This window comes from Kitasatospora sp. cg17-2, from assembly GCF_054031055.1.
In genome coordinates this window covers 2,406,842-2,423,360 of record NZ_CM132923.1, presented here as the reverse complement: position 1 = coordinate 2,423,360, position 16,519 = coordinate 2,406,842, and the positions used below count along the sequence as shown (strand labels likewise).

12 protein-coding genes are annotated in these 16,519 nt (G+C 74.6%); 2 read left to right on the top strand and 10 right to left on the bottom strand.

Translation table 11 applies throughout. The features are described from left to right. Positions 1-104: 104 nt before the first annotated feature. On the bottom strand, positions 105-2,945 hold the full coding sequence (locus ACW14Y_RS09535) for a hypothetical protein (RefSeq protein WP_456986527.1): 2,841 nt from the start codon (positions 2,943-2,945) through the stop codon (positions 105-107). A 332-nt stretch (positions 2,946-3,277) separates the two neighbouring features. Here ACW14Y_RS09535 and ACW14Y_RS09530 point away from each other — a divergent pair, with 332 nt between their 5' ends. Then, positions 3,278-4,729 carry a WGR domain-containing protein gene (locus tag ACW14Y_RS09530; protein ID WP_380438015.1) on the top strand — a complete coding sequence of 484 codons (1,452 nt, stop codon included), beginning with the start codon at positions 3,278-3,280 and terminating at the stop codon, positions 4,727-4,729. 240 nt (positions 4,730-4,969) lie between these two features. Beyond that, the gene (gene paaI, locus ACW14Y_RS09525; RefSeq protein ID WP_456986526.1) at positions 4,970-5,365 is read left to right on the top strand and encodes a hydroxyphenylacetyl-CoA thioesterase PaaI; all 396 of its coding nucleotides are present in this window, start codon (positions 4,970-4,972) and stop codon (positions 5,363-5,365) included. Positions 5,366-5,415: 50 nt separating this feature from the next. On the opposite strand, the gene ACW14Y_RS09520 is transcribed toward paaI, so the two are convergent. From ACW14Y_RS09520 to ACW14Y_RS09480, 9 genes are all read right to left on the bottom strand, one after another. Continuing rightward, positions 5,416-6,669 (bottom strand): phenylacetate--CoA ligase family protein, encoded by a 1,254-nt coding sequence (locus ACW14Y_RS09520; RefSeq protein ID WP_380438014.1) that lies wholly within the window; start codon positions 6,667-6,669, stop codon positions 5,416-5,418. An 18-nt stretch (positions 6,670-6,687) separates the two neighbouring features. Further along, positions 6,688-7,566 (bottom strand): SDR family NAD(P)-dependent oxidoreductase, encoded by an 879-nt coding sequence (locus tag ACW14Y_RS09515; RefSeq protein ID WP_380301197.1) that lies wholly within the window; start codon positions 7,564-7,566, stop codon positions 6,688-6,690. Then, positions 7,563-8,894, bottom strand: a complete 1,332-nt coding sequence (locus ACW14Y_RS09510) for an MFS transporter (protein ID WP_456986525.1) — start codon at positions 8,892-8,894, stop codon at positions 7,563-7,565. The genes ACW14Y_RS09515 and ACW14Y_RS09510 overlap by 4 nt, the downstream gene beginning before the upstream one ends. Further along, positions 8,891-10,192, bottom strand: a complete 1,302-nt coding sequence (locus ACW14Y_RS09505; protein WP_456986524.1) for a phenylacetate--CoA ligase family protein — start codon at positions 10,190-10,192, stop codon at positions 8,891-8,893. The genes ACW14Y_RS09510 and ACW14Y_RS09505 overlap by 4 nt, the downstream gene beginning before the upstream one ends. Then, on the bottom strand, positions 10,189-11,316 hold the full coding sequence (locus ACW14Y_RS09500) for an ATP-grasp domain-containing protein (protein ID WP_456986523.1): 1,128 nt from the start codon (positions 11,314-11,316) through the stop codon (positions 10,189-10,191). The genes ACW14Y_RS09505 and ACW14Y_RS09500 overlap by 4 nt, the downstream gene beginning before the upstream one ends. Then, positions 11,313-12,824, bottom strand: a complete 1,512-nt coding sequence (locus tag ACW14Y_RS09495) for a KamA family radical SAM protein (protein ID WP_456986522.1) — start codon at positions 12,822-12,824, stop codon at positions 11,313-11,315. The genes ACW14Y_RS09500 and ACW14Y_RS09495 overlap by 4 nt, the downstream gene beginning before the upstream one ends. A 7-nt stretch (positions 12,825-12,831) precedes the next feature. Then, complete coding sequence (locus ACW14Y_RS09490) at positions 12,832-14,592, bottom strand: class I adenylate-forming enzyme family protein (RefSeq protein WP_456986521.1); 1,761 nt, start codon at positions 14,590-14,592, stop codon at positions 12,832-12,834. Between the two features lie 136 nt (positions 14,593-14,728). Next, positions 14,729-16,153: a flavin monoamine oxidase family protein gene (locus ACW14Y_RS09485; protein WP_456986520.1), complete on the bottom strand. Its 1,425-nt coding sequence runs from the start codon at positions 16,151-16,153 to the stop codon at positions 14,729-14,731. After that, positions 16,150-16,392, bottom strand: coding sequence for a phosphopantetheine-binding protein (locus tag ACW14Y_RS09480; RefSeq protein WP_380301183.1), 243 nt, complete (start codon positions 16,390-16,392; stop codon positions 16,150-16,152). Before ACW14Y_RS09480 ends, ACW14Y_RS09485 begins: the two co-directional genes overlap by 4 nt. Between the last annotated feature and the right edge of the window lie 127 nt (positions 16,393-16,519).

Below are 16,519 nucleotides of genomic sequence, written 5' to 3'. Positions count from 1 at the left end.
GCCGCTCCGGGCATGTTAGCGATCTTCACAACCGGCTCACAAGGTTCCGTCGGACGGGCCGGGCCCCGGCCGTCGGACCGTGTCGCCGGTCCGGGCCCCGGCCGTCAGACCGTGTCGCCAGCCCGGAGCTCCTTGGCGATCTGGCGGCGGCCGGCGATCAGCGCCTCGGCCAGCACACCGACCGTGACCAGGGCCGTCAGCGCCAGCGCCGGGGGGAGGACGGCGCCGGGGCGCAGCGGCAGGCCGGGCGGCACCTCGGTGCCGAGCAGGGCGGACAGGTCGAGCGCCGGTCCGAGCAGGACGACGGCGGCGAACGCGGCGAGCAGACCGCCGGCCGCCGCGAGCAGCGTCTGCGGCAGGGTCTCGACCAGGATCAGCGCCAGCCCCTGACGGGGGCGCAGCCCCATGGTGCGCAGCCGGGCCAGCGCGGCGGACCGGTCGGGGGCGGCGCGGACCAGCGTGAGCAGGGCGGCGAGCAGGGCGAACGCGCCCGCGCCGGCGGTCCCGACGCGGAACACCAGGACGGCGGCCTGCCGCAGCGGGTCCTCGGTGAGTTCGGCGGTGAGCGCGGCACTGGTCTTCACCAGGTAGCCGTCCGGGATGTCGCCGGGGTTCGGGCCGACCACCGGGACGCCGGTCCGCCGCGCGGTGTCCGCGACGATCGGGTGCACGGGCAGGTCGCGGGTCAGCGAGCGGACGGCCGTCTCGTCGATGTCGCCGACGGCGAACCAGTGGCCGTGGTCCCCCAGTCCGGGCACCCGGGCGGTGGCGGGCCCGGCCGGGAGCACGACGAACGGGTGGGTGGAGTCGCGCAGCGCCGGGGTGGCGTCGATGGTGCCCGCGTACTGGGCGCGCAGTTCGCCGGTGCTGGTCAGGTAGATCCGCTCCGCCCCGGCCCGGCCGCCGAGCTGCTCGACCAGCCCGCGCGAGTACAGGGCGGGGACGGGGACCTCGCGGGCGTCCGGTCCGGTCGGGCCGTCGGGGGCGGCCAGCAGCGCCGGGTCGAAGGCGCCGCGCCCGAGGGACCGGGAGATCTCCGCGTAGGCCGTCGGCTCGACGACCACCAGACTGATGGTGAGGTGGGGCCGGTCCGGGCGCAGCACGGCCGCGTCGGTGAGCAGGGTGACATTGGTGGCGGCCCGGACGCCGGGCAGCCGGTCGGCCCGCTCGGCGAAGGAGTCGGCCAGACCGAAGCCCTTGGGGGCGCTCACCATGACGTCGCCGCCGGTGGCGAGCCGGGCCTCGCGGGCCCGGCCGGAGTCGACCGCCCCGATCACGTCGGCGCCGAACCCGGCCGTGGTGACGGCGAGCAGCAGCGCCAGCGTCGGCAGCACGGCCGGGCGCGGACGGCCGCCCGCGCCGCGCGCCGCCCCGGCCAGTCCGAGGAAGCCGACGGCGCCGCGCCGCCGGCCGACCGCGCGGGCGAGGGCGCCGATCAGCGGCGGCTGGATCCGGGCCAGCAGCAGTCCGGTGCAGAGGGCGATCAGCAGTGGGGCGGCGACCAGCAGCGGGTCGATCCCGGCGCCGGGCGGGGCGGCGCCGCGCCGGCGGACCTCGACCACCGCGGCGGCCGTCAGCAGGAGCAGGCCGAGTTCGCCGACGAGCCGTCGCGCCCCGCCGCGCCGGACGGCCCGGCGGGGCGTCAGCAGCACCAGGGCCCGGGCCGGGAAGGCCAGCAGCGCGCACAGGGTGGCCGTCACCGCCGCGAACAGCGCGGCGGCCCAGCGGGGGGTGGGCAGCAGCAGGAGGGCGAGCAGGGTCCCGAGGGCGGCGCCGGGCAGGACGACCGCCGCGCCCTCGCCGAGCAGCCGCCGCAGCAGCTCCCGGCGGGAGCCGCCGCGGGCCTGGAGCAGCAGGAGTTCGGGCCCGCGCCGGTCGGCGGCCAGCGCGGCGGCCAGGCAGAGAACGACGGTGACGACGCCGGCCAGCCCGGCCGGGCCGAGCGCCGCCAGCGGGGCGGCGGCGTCCCGGCGGGCGGTGGCCAGCGCGAACAGGTCCGGCAGCGAGGAGAAGGTGCGCAGGTCGGTGCGGCCGGTGGCGGCGGCCAGGTCGGCGGCGGTGGGGCCGCTCAGATAGCTCGCGAGCTCGTGGGCGGCGTCCGGCAGCCGGTCGGCGCGCAGCGAGGCCGGGTCGACGGGCAGCCGCCAGGAGAGCTCACCGCCCTGGGCCCACTCCCTCAGCCGGGGCAGCTCGTCGCCGCCGGTGAGGCCGACCGCGTTCCAGGAGCGGAGCCACTCGAAGGTCTGCGGGATCTCCAGGCAGGGTCTGCCCAGGCAGTAGAGATCGGTCCAGTACGGGTCGCGGTCGTCGTTCACCCGGAAGGTGCCGACCACCTCGGTGGCCGGGGACGGCTTCGTACCGGGCTGGAGTTCCTCCGTCAGCACGTCGCCGACCCGGAGGCCGAGCTTCTCGGCCGTCAGGTCGGAGACCACGATCGGCAGCGGCCGGCCGGGGGCGGCGGTCGGCCAGCGGCCCTCGACCAGGGTGGTGTGCTCGGCGAGGCCGGCCAGGTGGCGCAGTTCCAGCCGCGGGGACGGGCCGTCGGGCCGGGACAGCTGTGGATTGCCGAGGGTCTTCGGGCGCACGCCCCGCACGCCGTACACCGGTCCGCTCGCCGAGACCCGGAACTCCCCGCCGGTGCGGGCGGTCAGTTGCGCGGCGACCGCGGCCAGGGTGGCGGAGTCGTCGCCGGGGCGCAGGTCGGAGCGGCTGACCAGGCTGGTCGCGCCGATGCCGCGGTCGCGCAGGAAGTCGCGCAGGGCGGCGTCCTCGCCCCGGTCGACACCCCGGGGGAGCCCGGCGGAGAGCAGCACCACCACGAACACCAGCACGCCGTTCAGCAGCGCCGTCCAGAGCGCGGCCCGCAGCCGGGTGCGGACCCACCGGGCGGGCCGGTGCTCGGTGCGCACCGGGGGTGCGGTGGTTGCTGCCGCCGGGCCCTGCATCCGCGCTCTCCCGCCCCCTGCGCCCGTCCCTGCGGGCGGGCGGTCGCCGATCCCGGCCCCTGGTGACCGGATAGCGGACGATGCTGTCAGAGCGGGAGACGCGGCGGAAGGTCCGTTCGGGCAGACCGCGCGGGGCGTCCGGGCCGGGCGGGGCCGGGTGGTTCGTCGCCGTCCGGTGCCGTCCGGCGTGCGCCGGTGGCGGCGGCCCGGGACGGGGCGGGCCCGCAGGGGGCCCTGTCGGTGCCGGGGGCTAGGTTCTGAGGTGTCGCCGGGCACCGCGCCCGCGGCGCCGGAACACCCCGTCACGCCCGTGCCCGGAAGGGGCCCACGCCATGTCAGCCACTGCCACCGACACGCAGTCGACGTACCTGGAGCTGTCCGAGGACAGCGGCAGCGCGCACAAGTTCTACGAGGTCCTGGTGGCCGGCGTGGACGTCACCATCACCTACGGGCGGATCGGCGAGAGCGGCCAGAGCAAGACCACCGCCTACCCCACGCCGGAGAAGGCCGCGTCGGCCGCCGCCAAGAAGATCGGCGAGAAGGTCCGCAAGGGCTACGCCCCGGCGGTGCGCGGGGTGCGCGAGCGGCGGGCGGTGACGCGGCGGGCGATCGTCAGCACCCGTTCGACGGCCCGGCAGGCCCCGGTGCTGTGGCGGTTCAACTCCGGTGCGGCGGCGTTCGGCATCTTCGTCGGCGAGGAGCACGCCTGGGTGGGCAACGAGCGCGGCGACGTCTACACGCTGACCCACGACGGCGCGGTGACCGGCCGCTACGGGCTGCCGGACGGCGTCAAGTGCATCGTGGCGGACGACTGGTGGATCTACGCGGGCTGCGACAACGGCAAGGTGTACGACCTGGGCGGCAAGGTGCCGCGGGTGGCGTACGAGATAGCCGAGGACGTCGACATCTACTGGCTGGACATCCACGACGGCGTGCTCGGCGTGGCCGACGCGCGCGGCGGGATCACCACCGTCGACCACGAGGACGAGTTCCAGTGGCGGCGCTCGGCCGAGGGCACCGACGGCTGGATGGTGCGCTGCGACAACGACGGTGTGTACCACGGCCATTCGCGCGGTGTGAGCCGGTACGCGGCGCGCGGCGGCGCCCCGGTCTGGCACACCCGCACCGACGGCGAGGTGCTGTTCGGCTGGCAGGAGCGGGAGGAGGTGTTCGCCGGCACCTCGCGCGGCTGGGTGCACCGGCTGCGCAAGGCGGACGGCTCGGAGACGGCCCGCTACCGCTGCGACGCCGCGGTGTTCTCCTGCGCGGCCTCGCCCGACGGCCGGTACGTGTTCGCGGGCGACAACCACTCCTCGGTGTACTGCTTCGACGCCGACGGCACCCGGCTGTGGAAGCTCGGCACCGGCTGCGGCTCGGCGTACAGCATGCAGTACCGCGACGGCCGGCTGTACCTGGTGACCACGGACGGTTCGCTGGTCTGCCTGGACGCGAGCGAGGCGGCGGTGCGGGCGGCCGAGGAGGGCCGGCTGCCGAAGGCCGCCGAGGTGGACGGCAGCGGCTGGACGGCGGCGGTGGCCGGCGCGGAGATCGAGTCGGTGGTGGTCGGTTCGGCGGGCGCCGCGGGCGGCATCGAGGTGGAGTGCGTGCAGGACGGCACGCGCCTGCGGGTGCGGGTGGTCTCGCCGGGCTACGACGCGACCCGCCGGGTGCAGTTCCCGAAGGACATCCGGGTGCCCGGCGCGCGGTACCTGGTGGCCGAGGTGCTGGAGTCCGGCAGCGGCTCGTTCTACCGGGCGCGGGGGGACATCAAGCGGCTGCTCTGAGTTCTCCTGACGGACTTTCCGATCCCGTCGGGAGACCGTTGACAGCCCGTCGCGGGCCTCGGTGTAATGCGGGTGCAATACGCACGCACGGCACACCGACCGACCGTTTCGGGCTGTTCCCGGGGAAAGCAGGGCGTCATGAGCGTGGACACCGTGGCTGTCGAGGGTTCGGCGGGTTCGGCGGGTTCTGCGGGTTCTGCGGACGGGGTGGGTGCGACGGGAACGGTGCCCAACTCCCGGATGGCCGCGCTGTACGAGCGCGACCTGGCCTGCCAGGGCCTCGGCATCACGCTCGACGAGGTGTCCACCGGGCGGGCGTCGATGCGGATGACGGTCGCCCCCGCGATGGTGAACGGGCACGGCATCGCGCACGGCGGCTACCTGTTCCTGCTCGCCGACGCCGCGTTCTCCTACGCCTGCAACAGCTACGGCCCGGTGACGGTGGCGCAGGCCGCACAGGTGACTTTCCTGGCGCCGGCGGCGGTCGGGGACGCACTGGTGGCGGAGGCGGTGGAACGCACGCGTTCCGGGCGCACCGGTCTTTACGACGTGACGGTGCGGAATGCGGCCGAAAAGGTGATCGCGGAATTCCGGGGCCAGAGCGTGATGCTGGCCGGACAGCCGCACACGGCCTGAGCGCGGGAGGTGGGCCGGGGAGGAGGATTCCCCCGGCCCACCGCCGTGCGTCAGGCCGGCGGGCGCTCGTCGACGACCTGCTGGAGCTTGCCGGTGCGCGGGTTGGTGGCCAGCTCGGCGCGGGGCACCCACTCCACCCGGAGGTCGTGGATCACCCCGGCCGCGACGTCGTCCGGGTAGAGCGGCCGGGCCCGGTACACCGCCTCGACCAGCCGCTCGGCCAGACCGGCCGGCGGCTCCTCGGTGTACCCGAGCCGCAGCACCAGCCCGTCCTTGCCGTCCCAGCGGCGCTGCACCATCTGCATCCCGGAGATCACCTGGTCCGGGTCGTGGGCGAGCAGGACGGCGCGGATCTCCTCCGTGGGCATCGCCACGGTGCCCACCCTGGCCCCCTCGACCGACCGCCCGACCAGCCGGAACCGGCCGCGCTCCAGGTCGACCCACTCGGCCCGGTCGCCGGTCGGGTAGCGCAGGATCGGCATCAGGGTGCGGAACAGGTTGGTGACCACCACCCGTCCCGGCACCCCGAGTTCGGTGATCGGCTCGCCGGTGACGTCGTCGACCAGCTCGACCACCGTCCGGTTCGGGAAGGCCTCGTGCACCCGGACGTCGTCGCCGGGCACCGGCGCGCCGACCAGGCCGGCGTCCACCGAGGCGTAGCCGATCGAGGCGACGGCCGCGTTGGGGAACGCGCGGGAGAGGATCGGCCGCAGGTCGGCGAAGAGCAGGTCCCCGCCGAACAGCAGGAGTCGGATCCGCTCGGCCACCTGCCCGTGCTTGACCAGGTGCTCGGCGACCGAGCTGAGCTTCATCGGCTCGCCGGCCAGCACGTCCACGCCGAAGTCGTCGATCAGGGCGGCGATGTAGGCGTCGGGCGCGGCGCCGACCGGCAGCCGGACGTTGTCCACCGGGGCGTGGTGCAGGGCGTTCTCGATGTAGAGGAAGCCGCCGTACAGCTCGCCGGCCCAGAACAGGTTGGCGACCCGGTGCCCGGGCTTGAGGCCGGCCTGGACCAGGCCCGCGCCGAAGGCGGTGACGGAGTCGGCGTGCTCGGTGCGCGTCCAGGGGGAGAACTTGGGGACGCCGGTGGTGCCGCCGGTCTTGTAGACGCCGCCGTCGAGCAGCGGCCCGGTCAGCAGACGGTTGTCCGGCCAGGAGTTGGCGGCCCAGAACGCGGTCTGCTCGATCAGCGGGAGCTGCGAGAGGTGCTCGACGCGCTCCGGCAGGTCCCGGTAGAGCTCGGCGTAGAAGGGGGAGTTGCGGCGGGCGAAGTCGATCAGTTCGGGCAGGGGTTTGGCGGGCACGGGAAGGCTCCTGACGGTCTATCGGTTCGGGTCGGGGCGGCCGATCCAGGTACGGGCGAGGGTCTGGACGGCCGAGCCGTCCGGGTCGGCGAGCTTCTGCGCCAGGTAGTCGGCGGCCCAGGCGTTGGTGGGCACCCGGAAGGCGGGCCGCTCGGCGCGCAGCGTGCGCACCACGACCTCGGCCACCTCCCGGGCCGGCTGCCCGGCGGCCTCCCAGCCCTGGCCGCCGACCCAGCCGAGGTAGTCCTCGAAGGTCGGCGCGTAGGGCCCGGAGGCCGCCCCGATGGTGCGGCGGTCGATGTCGGGGAAGATCCCGAACCGGGTGTCCGGCACGAAGCCGGGCACGACGACGGAGACCCGCACGCCGTGCGCGCCGGCCACCGGGGCGAGGCTCTCCATGAACCCCTCGACGGCGGCCTTGGCGGCGCAGTAGGCCTCGTTGAACGGCTGGCCGACCACGCCGTGCACGCTGCCGATGGTGACCAGTCGGCCGCCGGAGGCGCGCAGCAGCGGCAGGGCGGCGCGGCTGACGGCGATCACGCCGAAGAAGTTCACCTCCAGGTTGGCCCGCAGCGCCGCGTCGGTGGACATCTCCAGCGTGGGGTCGAAGTTGGAGACGCCGGCGTTGTTGACCACCGCGTCCAGCCGCCCGTGGGTCGCGGCCACGCCGTCGACGCAGGCGGCGACGGAGGCGGCGTCGGTGACGTCGAGCCGGCGGACGTCCAGCGCGACCCCGGCCTCCCCGGCGGCCTTCCGCAGCTCGTCGGCGCGGTCCGGGTCGCGCAGGGTGGCCACGGTGGTGAACCCGGCCCGGGCGGCGGCCACGGCGGTGGCCAGGCCGATGCCGGAGGAGCAGCCGGTGACGAGCAGGACCTCGCCCGCCGGTGCGGTGCTCATGGCGCGCTCTCCGTCAGCTCGGGCTCGGGCTCGGGCTCGGACTTGGGCTCGGGCTCGGGCTCGGCGTCCGCTGCCCGCTGCTCCGCCTCGCGGGCGGCGGCGTCCAGCCGGGACTGGATACCGAGGGCGGGCAGGAAGGAGCAGGCCGCCAGCAGCGTGCCGCCGGCCATCACCCAGCGCGCCGCGTCCAGGATCCCCAGCGGATCGGTGAGCGCGGACACGGCGAGGCCGCCGACCAGCGCGGCGAGCGGGATCACGCCCCAGGTGACGGTGCGGAACGCCGCGTGCATCACGCCCTGGTGCTCGGCGGACATCCGGGACTGCCGGGTGGGCGCGCTGCAGACGTTGATGCAGGACATGAAGAAGCCGTAGCAGCCCATGGTCACCGCGATCACCAGGACGGCGGGCAGCGCGGGCGCGGCCAGCACGCCCAGCCCGACCAGGCAGTGCAGCAGCAGCGACCAGGCCAGGGTGCGGCCCAGGCCCAGCCGTCGGCTGATCCTGGGGGCGACCACGGCGCCGGTGAGCGCGCCGACCGCGCCGACCGACATGGCGGCGCCGAACTGGCCGACCGAGACGTCCAGGCCCCGGTAGGCGAGCACGGGCAGCACGGTGACGAAGATCGGCCCGCCGGAGTTGAGCGTGACCGCGGCCAGCACCACCCGGCGCAGCACCGGGTCGGCCCAGTTCATCCGGAAGCCGGCCGTCAGCCGCTCCCAGACGGTGCCCTCGACGACCGTGCGCTCGCCCCACGGCCGCATGGAGCGGAAGCAGGTGGCGGAGATCAGGTAGCTGGCGGCGTCCACCACCAGGGCGCCCACGCCGAGCGCGCTGTAGAGGCCGGCGGCGATCGAGGGCCCGGCCACCTCGGCGACCGAGTTGCTGCCCTCCAGCCGGGAGTAGGCGGGCACCATCCGGTCCTCGGGGACCACCGCCGGGACGGCGATCAGGTACCCGACGTTGAAGAAGATGGTGGCGCCGCTGATCACGGCCACGCAGCCGAACAGCAGCGGGGTGGAGAGGAGGTCCAGCCAGTACGCGAGCGGGATCACCAGGACGGCGGCCAGCCGGAGCAGGTCGCAGACCAGCATGGTGCGGCGCTTGTCCCAGCGGTCCACCAGCACGCCGGCGATCGGGCCCAGCAGCGGGATGCCGAGGTACTGGGCCATCGCCACCACGCCGACCTGGAGGGCGGAGGCGTGCAGGACGAAGATCATCAGAGTGGGGACGACGAACACGGTGATCCGGTCGCCGACCACGCTGACGGTCTGGCCGGCCCAGAACAGGTTGAAGCCGCGCCCGAGGTCCTGCGGCTTTCGCAGCTTCACGAGGTCTCCTCGGCGGCGGCTTCGGTGGTCCCGGCGGCGTCCGCGGACTCGGCGTTCTCGGCGGCGCGGACGACCAGCGAGGCCGTCTTGCCGGTGCGGTCGTTGCTGACCAGCGCGTCGACGACCCGGACCGTGACGTGCTCGGGGTCGTGCTGGAACGCGGTGCTGAGGGTGAACGTCCCGGCCAGCAGTTCGGCCCGCAGCGCCGCCGGGTCCACCCCGGCGTCCGGGTCGGCCAGCAGCAGCACCTCCACCCCGGTGGCCCGGCCGCCGTCCTCGGTGACCACCACCTGGGCCCGGGAGACGCCCGGCTCCCGCTCGGCCCGGGCGACCAGCTCGTCCACGTGCAGGCCGAGGCCGCGCACCTGGACGACGTTGTCCCGCCGCCCCAGCACCCGCATCGCGGCACCGGGCCGCCCGCACGGGCAGGTGGTCAACCCGCCCGCGTCGCCGGTGCGGTAGCGCAGCACCGGGTTGAGCATCTCCGGGTCGAGGGTGGTGAAGTCCAGCAGCCCGTCCGCACCGGCGTGCACCAGTTGGGTGGGCAGCGGGTGGAAGGTGTCGGCCGGGCAGTCGGGCGTGTTGGTGCCGACCACCCAGGTCTCGGTGGAGCCGAACATGCCCCAGCGTCGGGCCCCGGGCGCGACCACCGCGAGGTCCTCCTCCAGCTGCGGCTGCCAGGCCTCGCCCAGCCACAGCACCTTGCGCAGCGAGGGCAGCTTCAGCCCGGCCGCGCGGGCGTGCGCGAACCAGAGCCGCAGCACGCTCGGGGTGCCGCCGATCGCCGTCACCCCTCGGTCGGCGAGGAAGCCCAGCCAGTCCGGGTACTCCTCGCGGGTGATCGAGCCGAGCGCGATCACCCGGCAGCCGGCCCGGTCGGCCAGCGCGGCGGCCAGGAAGTGCGCGCCCCACATCCGGCCGGCGCCCCAGGCGTTGGCGAACACGTCCTCGCGGTCCAGCACCGGCCAGTGTTCGTGCACCTTGGCCATGTAGAAGCCGGTCGGCGCGTAGCCGACCTTGGGCGCGCCGGTGGAGCCGCCGCTCTGGAACAGCCAGGTGGCGGCCGTGTCCGAGCGCGGCTCCAGGTGGGCGAGGGCGGTGTTCAGGTCGTCCTTGAGCAGCGGCGGCAGCGCGGCCAGCTCGTCCAGGGTGCGGACGGCCGCCGGGAGGTCGGCGTAGCGCGGGGCGAGCGCGGGTACCGTCCGCAGCCGCTCCAGGGTGGCGGCGGCGACGGTCAGTCGCGGTTCGGCCGCGTCCGGCGGCAGGGAGAACGCGTCGGTCATCGGGCTTCCGGTCATCGGGCTTCCGATCGGGGGGCGGAGGTCGTCGGGGCGGCGGTCGGGGCCGGGGCAGCGGTCGGGGCGCGGTGCGCGAGGGGCGAGAAGAGGCCGGACGGGGCGGACGGCGCGCCGTTGGCGAGCCACTTGGCGTGGGCGTCCCGGTAGGCGGTGAACCGGGCCCGGGTGATGTCCCGCTGGAGCGAGCGGTCCGGGTCGGTGAAGTCCGGGGCGATCACGCCGTCCGGCTCCAGCTCCGAGAACCAGTACCTCTCGCCGTCGTACAGGAAGTCCACACAGAAGAACGGGATCGCCAGCTTCTTCGCGAAGTAGGCCGTGGCCTCGGCGAGTTCGGGCGGGATCGGCGGGAACTCCATCGTCCCGCCCCGGCTGGCGTTGGCCACCGGCGAGCCGGCCTCCGGCACCCGCCGCATCACGGCGTACGGCTCGCCGTCCACCACGTACACCCGGTAGTCGACGGTGCCGTCGCCCAGGTACGGCTGGGCGACGAGGGTGGTGTCGCCGCCCTGGGCGAGGCTGGCCAGGCCGCGGATGTCCTCCGGACCGCGGGCGAGGTTGATCCCGCCGCCGCCGCACCAGCCCGAGGGCTTGACGATCGCCGGGTAGGTGAGCCGGTCGAGCGCCACCTCGTACTGGTGCTTGGCGACGTCCCGGCCGGTGCCGATCCGGATCGACGGGATCGGCGGCACCGGCGAGTCGGCCAGGTGCAGCACGGTGGCGACCTTGTCGTTGCCGATCAGCGAGACGTACGGCGGGAACGGCAGGTAGAACCCGGCCTGCTCCAGCACCGCGTACAGCGAGTACTGGTTGAAGATGTCCATCGACTGGTACGGCAGCGAGTACAGCGCGGTGACGAACAGGGTGTCCTGCGGGGTCACCGGCTCCTCGTCCACGTACACCACCGGGCGGGCCGGGTCGGTGGCGTCCACGGTGACGGCGTCCGGCGAGTGCCGGCACCAGGTGAGGCCCAGCTCCTGGGCGATCTCCTCGTAGAGGTCCCAGAAGAAGTACCGCCACATCGCGGTGGTCCGGGTCGACTCGCGGTCGGGGAAGATCCAGCACATCCGGCGCAGCGGGCCCGGGTCCTGGGGGTCGGTCTGCTGCGGGCTGACGGGGTCGGTCACCGTGCTGCTCCTTCCTGCGGGGCCGGTGCGGCGGCCGCGGCGCGCGCGGCCCGCTCCGTCCACCAGCGGCGGCCGGACTCGGGGAGGGTGTCCACCGGGTCGTAGTAGGGGTGGCGGCGGTCGAGCGGATCGTCGCCGGCGGGCACGGCGCCGCCCGAGCGGACCTCCAGCGCGGTGCGGTAGTTCTTGGTCCAGTACGAGATGCCGCGCTCGCGGTCGTACGCCACGGCCTGGTGCACCCAGCGCTTGCCGAGCCTCGGCACGTCGCAGACCAGGCGCGGGGTGGCGTAGCCGGGCAGGTAGCCCATGATCGCCTCCTGGAGGTACTGGGCCCGGTGGACGCTGGTGCGCCAGTGCTCGGCGTTGGGGATCATGTCGCAGAGGTAGAAGTAGTAGGGCAGGATGTTCGCCTCGCCCTGGAGGGCGAAGCAGAGGTCGAGCAGGTCCTCCGGGGTGTCGTTGACGCCGCGCATCAGCACGCCCTGGTTGCGCACGTCCCGCACGCCCGCGTCGAGCAGCGCCCGGGCCGCCTCGGCGACCAGCGGGGTCACCGAGCGCACGTGGTTGGCGTGGGTGTGCACGGCCACGTTGACGGCGCGGCGGGCCGCGACCGTCGCGACCCGGTGCACGCCCTCCAGGACCTGCGGCTGGAGCCAGTGCTGCGGCAGGCCGACCACCGCCTTGCTGGCGAGCCGGATGTCGCGGACCGACTCCAGCTCCAGCAGCCGCAGCAGGAAGGACTCCAGTTGCGGCCACGGCACATTAGCGAGGTCGCCGCCGGAGACCACCACGTCGCGCACGGTCGGGGTGCGCTTGAGGTAGTCGAGCATCTGCTCCTGCCGGTGGGCCGGCCGCAGCACCAGCCGGGCCTTGGTGACCTGGGGGGTGGAGGTGCCGACCAGGTCCATCCGGGTGCAGTGCCCGCAGTACTGCGGGCAGGTGGAGACCAGTTCGGCCAGCACCTTGGTGGGGTAGCGGTGGGTGAGGCCCTCGACCACCCACATCTCGGCCTCGTGCAGCGAGTCGCGCTCGGCCTTCGGGTGGCTGGGCCACAGCGGGTGCCGGTCGGTGAGCACCGGCAGCATGTAGCGGCGCACCGGGTCGGCCAGGAACGCGGCGGTGAACGCCGCCGGGGTGGTGAGCGAGTGCGCGGCCACGGTGTTCAGCAGCTGCGGCGGCAGCAGGATCGGCATGGTCGCGAACTCGGCCTGGTCGGCAGCGAGTTGCTCGTAGAACTCGGGAGTGAGCAGATCGCCGACGACCGCCCGGAGCTGGCGGGCGTTCTTGACGCAGTGCGCGCGCTGCCACTGGGCGTCGCGCCACTGCGCCTCGGTGACGTCGCGCCAGCCGGGCAGCCGGCGCCAGTCCGGCTCCACCAACCGGGTGCGGACGTACTGGTACGGCTGCGGGGGCGGGGCGGGTGCCGAGGGTGTCGGTGCCGCCAGTGGTGGTGGCAGTGGTCCCGGTGCGGTGGCGGTGCGCGCGGGGGACACGAGGTGGTCGGTCATTCCCGTGCTACTGGGCGGTGAAGAGGGTGGCGAAGCGGGTGCGCAGCTCGCGCTTGAGGACCTTGCCGGTCGGCCCGAGCGGGAACTCCGCCGCCGTACGGGCGATCCGGACGGCGGCGAGCGCCGCCAGCCCGGCCCCGGCCAGCGCCTTGTTGGCGGCCTCCAGCACCTCGTCGGCGGTCACGGACTCCGCGTCCCGCTGCAACTGGACCACGGCGATGGGCCGTTGCCCCTCCCCGGCGGCCCCCGGCACACCGATCACCGAGCAGTCCCGGACCAGCTCGGCGCAGTCCGCCAGCAGCACCTCCTCGACCGGCAGGCTGTAGACCGGCCCGGCCGAGGTGTCGATGACGTCCACGGTGCGGTCCAGGTGGTAGAACCGGCCCTCGGCGTCGCGCCGGGCGAGGTCCCCGGTCAGCCAGTAGCCGGCCAGCTCGAAGCTCTCGGTCAGCCGCGCGTTGTTCCAGTAGCCGGGCGTCCGCGAGGGCGAGTCGATCCCGAGCAACCCGACCGTGCCGTCCGGCAGTTCGTTGCCGTCCTGGTCCAGCACCGCGGCCCGGCGCACCACTTCGAGCGGCTTGCCGACGCAGCGGTCGTTGCGCACGCTCTCCGGCGTGGTGACCTGGCCGAACAGCGCCATGCCCATCTCGGAGGAGCCCAGGCCGTCGACGAACTGCGAACCGGGCAGCGCGGGTTGCTCGGCCTTCTCCTGCGGCAGCAGCCAGGGCCGGATCAGCCCGGCCGGGCGCTCGCCCAGCTGCACCAGCCGGCGGATGTGCCCGTAGTGCGCGCTGTCCCCGGTGTTGAACCAGGAGTGCACCTTGGCCGCGCCCGCCACCGGCAGCTCACCGGTGGCGAGTTCGACGAAGGTACGCGGGAAGGAGGCGACCATGGTGGGCCGGAAGGCCTCCATCACCGGCTCGACCACCGAGCGGCGCCAGTCCGCCATCACCACGGTCGGCAGGCCGAGCAGGGTCGCGGTGAGGAAGTAGCTCAGGCCGCCGGCGTGGGTGTGCGGCATCAGCGACATCAGCCGGTCCTCCGGCTCGGCCGGGAAGCGCACCATGCGCGGCTGCTTGCCGTCCCAGAACTGCCGGTGCGCCAGCATCGTCGACTTCGGGGTGCCGGTGGTGCCGGAGGAGTGGATCAGCGCGACCACGTCGTCCGCCGCGTGCCGGTACGGGTACTCGGCGGGCAGACCGCCGGACGCGTCCGCGTCGAAGGCCTGGATCTCGGCGGCGAGCGCGATGAACCTCGGGCGGCGCTGCGGGTCCTGGCGGTAGGCGGCGGCGAGGCGGGTGGTGTCGTCGGCGACCACGCCGACCACACCGACGTGGTTCAGGTAGCGGACCATCACGTCGTGCCGCATGGCGTCGTTGACCAGCGCCGGGACGGCGCCCAGCGCGGTGAGCGCGAGGAAGTGCAGCAGCGGCTCCAGCCCCTCGGCGATCACCACCGCCACCGGCTCGCCCGGGCGCACGCCGTTCGCGTGGTACCAGGCGGCGTAGCGGTCGCGCAGGGCGGCGAGGTCCTGGAGGCTGTGGCCGCGCAGTACCACCGCGCCGCGGTGGTCGAGGTGGTGGCTGTAGGCGAAGGGGACCGCGCGGTTGGGGTTCACGGCGAGGGCGTGGTCGAGGAAGTTGCCCGCCCCGAGACCGGGTTCGGCCATCAGCTGCTCGCGCGCGGCGAGCGGGGCGACCGGGGAGGGGGTGGCGGTGGCGGTGGCGGCGGAGGTGGCGTTGTTCGGGGAGGAACTCTCGTCGCTCATGGCGGTCTCCTGAGGGGGGTGGCCCGCGGTTCTTGTGGAACTGGAGCACGGGCTGTGTGGTGAGGGAGAGCGGATGCGGGTGTGCGCGTGCCGGGGAGGTGGTTCCGGTGGAGCGGTTGGTTCGGTGGAGCGGGGGTCAGTCCTCGGCGTCGAGGATCTCCGCGACGACCCGGTGGCCGGAGCGGATCGCGCCCTCCAGCAGGCCGAAGAACTCGGTACTGGTCTCGGTACCGGCCCAGTGCACCCGGCCGTGCGGCGCGGTCAGCGCCGGGCCCAGCCGCGACCAGTCGCCGGGACCGAACAGGGCCGCGTAACACCCCTTGCTGTACGGCTCGTTCACCCAGTCGGTGCGGTGGAAGCCGATCGGCTCGGGCAGCATCGGGAACAGCGAGGCGGCCTGCGCGACGGCGGCCGCGCGCTGCTCCTCCGGCCCCAGGGCCGCGTAACGGTGCGCCTCCGCGCCGGTGACGAAGCCGGTGAGCACGCCGACCCGGGACCCGTCCGGAGCGTCGGCCGGCGAGTCGTCCACGGTGGAGAGCAGCGGGCCCCGGGCGTTGACCGACCAGCCGGAGAGCCCGTGCTCGCGCCAGACCGGCGAGGGGTAGACCAGGTTGACCTTGACCGCGCAGCCGCGTCCGGTCCGCTCGCCCGCGCGCGGGGCCGGCCGGACGGGCCGCAGGTCGAGCGACTCGGCGAGCAGCGGCGGCAGCGCCACCACCGCGACCTCGGCCCGGTAGACCGCGCCGGCCTCGGTGTGCACGGTGACGCCCTCGCCGTCCTGGACCACGGACCTCACCGGTTCGCCGAGCCGCACCGAACCGGGCCGCCGGTCCGTCAGCCGTGCGGCGAGCCGCTCGCACAGCAGGTGCGCGCCGCCGGCGACCCGGTCCTCCTGGGCACCGCCCTCGAAGGCGTTGAGATAGCGCAGTCCGCCGCCCGAGCGCAGGTAGAAGGCCATGTGCAGGACCGAGACGTCGGCCGGGTCGGCGGCCATCATCTCGCCGAGGAAGAGCGGGAAGAACAGCCGGGCGTCCGGGTGGTCGAGTTCCTGCTCGGCCCACTCGGCGGCGGTGAGGGTGTCCAGCCGCTCGGCGTCCGGGGTGAGCCAGGGCGCCTCCGGGTCGACCTGGGCGGTGAGTTCGGCGAGCCGGTCGAACAGGTCGCCGAGCGCGACCGCGTTCAGCGGCGGGAACCGGCCGTCCCGGGTGGCGAGTTCGCCGTCCGCGTCCGCTTCGGTGGTGGGGCTCAGGGCGAACCGGCTCGCGCCGAGCATGGTGGTGGGCGTGGTGGCGAGGCCCAGGTCCTTGATCAGCGCCAGGAGTTCGGTGTGCTTGGCGCCGAGGTAGGCGGCGCCTGCGTCGATCCAGGCGCCGGGCGCGACCTCGATCCCGTGGGTGCGCCCGCCGACCCGCGGGCGCGCCTCCAGCACGGTGACCTCCACCCCGCGCGCCGCCAGCCCCTCGGCGGCGGTGAGACCGGCCGGCCCGGCGCCGATCACCACGGCGGACGTCACCGGTGCGCGGCCCTTCGTGGTGCGGCCGTTCGCGGTGGGCCCGGTCATCTCGCGGCCGCGATCAGCTCGACCAGACCGGCCGGGGTCGGGGCGAGCACGAAGTCCTCGAAGGACAGCTCGACGCCGTGGTTCCGGGCGACCGCGCTCAGGACGCGGGTGGCGATGAGCGAGTCACCGCCGAGGAGGAAGAAGTCCGAGTCCGCCGCGACGTCGTCCGTCTCCAGGACGCGGCGGAAGATCGTCACCAGGCCGTCCGTGTCGGCCGGGGTGGTGTCTACGCTGCTCAACGAGGATCTCCTTTGACGATCGGGATGCGGTGCGCCGGTGGGGCACCTGGTGCGGGGCCGTACGGACGGGCCCGGGCGGTACGGCGGGCGGGTACCGCGGGTGGGTACGACGAACGGGCGCGGCTCC

What these genes read in the sequence shown, in the direction of transcription:
- ACW14Y_RS09515 (WP_380301197.1), bottom strand. Translation starts at nt 7,566, where the DNA reads ATGAGCACCGCACCGGCGGGCGAGGTCCTGCTCGTCACCGGCTGCTCC.
- paaI (WP_456986526.1), top strand. Translation starts at nt 4,970, where the DNA reads ATGGCCGCGCTGTACGAGCGCGACCTGGCCTGCCAGGGCCTCGGCATC.
- ACW14Y_RS09495 (WP_456986522.1), bottom strand. Translation starts at nt 12,824, where the DNA reads ATGACCGACCACCTCGTGTCCCCCGCGCGCACCGCCACCGCACCGGGA.
- ACW14Y_RS09505 (WP_456986524.1), bottom strand. Translation starts at nt 10,192, where the DNA reads ATGACCGGAAGCCCGATGACCGACGCGTTCTCCCTGCCGCCGGACGCG.
- ACW14Y_RS09485 (WP_456986520.1), bottom strand. Translation starts at nt 16,153, where the DNA reads ATGACCGGGCCCACCGCGAACGGCCGCACCACGAAGGGCCGCGCACCG.
- ACW14Y_RS09535 (WP_456986527.1), bottom strand. Translation starts at nt 2,945, where the DNA reads ATGCAGGGCCCGGCGGCAGCAACCACCGCACCCCCGGTGCGCACCGAG.
- ACW14Y_RS09490 (WP_456986521.1), bottom strand. Translation starts at nt 14,592, where the DNA reads ATGAGCGACGAGAGTTCCTCCCCGAACAACGCCACCTCCGCCGCCACC.
- ACW14Y_RS09530 (WP_380438015.1), top strand. Translation starts at nt 3,278, where the DNA reads ATGTCAGCCACTGCCACCGACACGCAGTCGACGTACCTGGAGCTGTCC.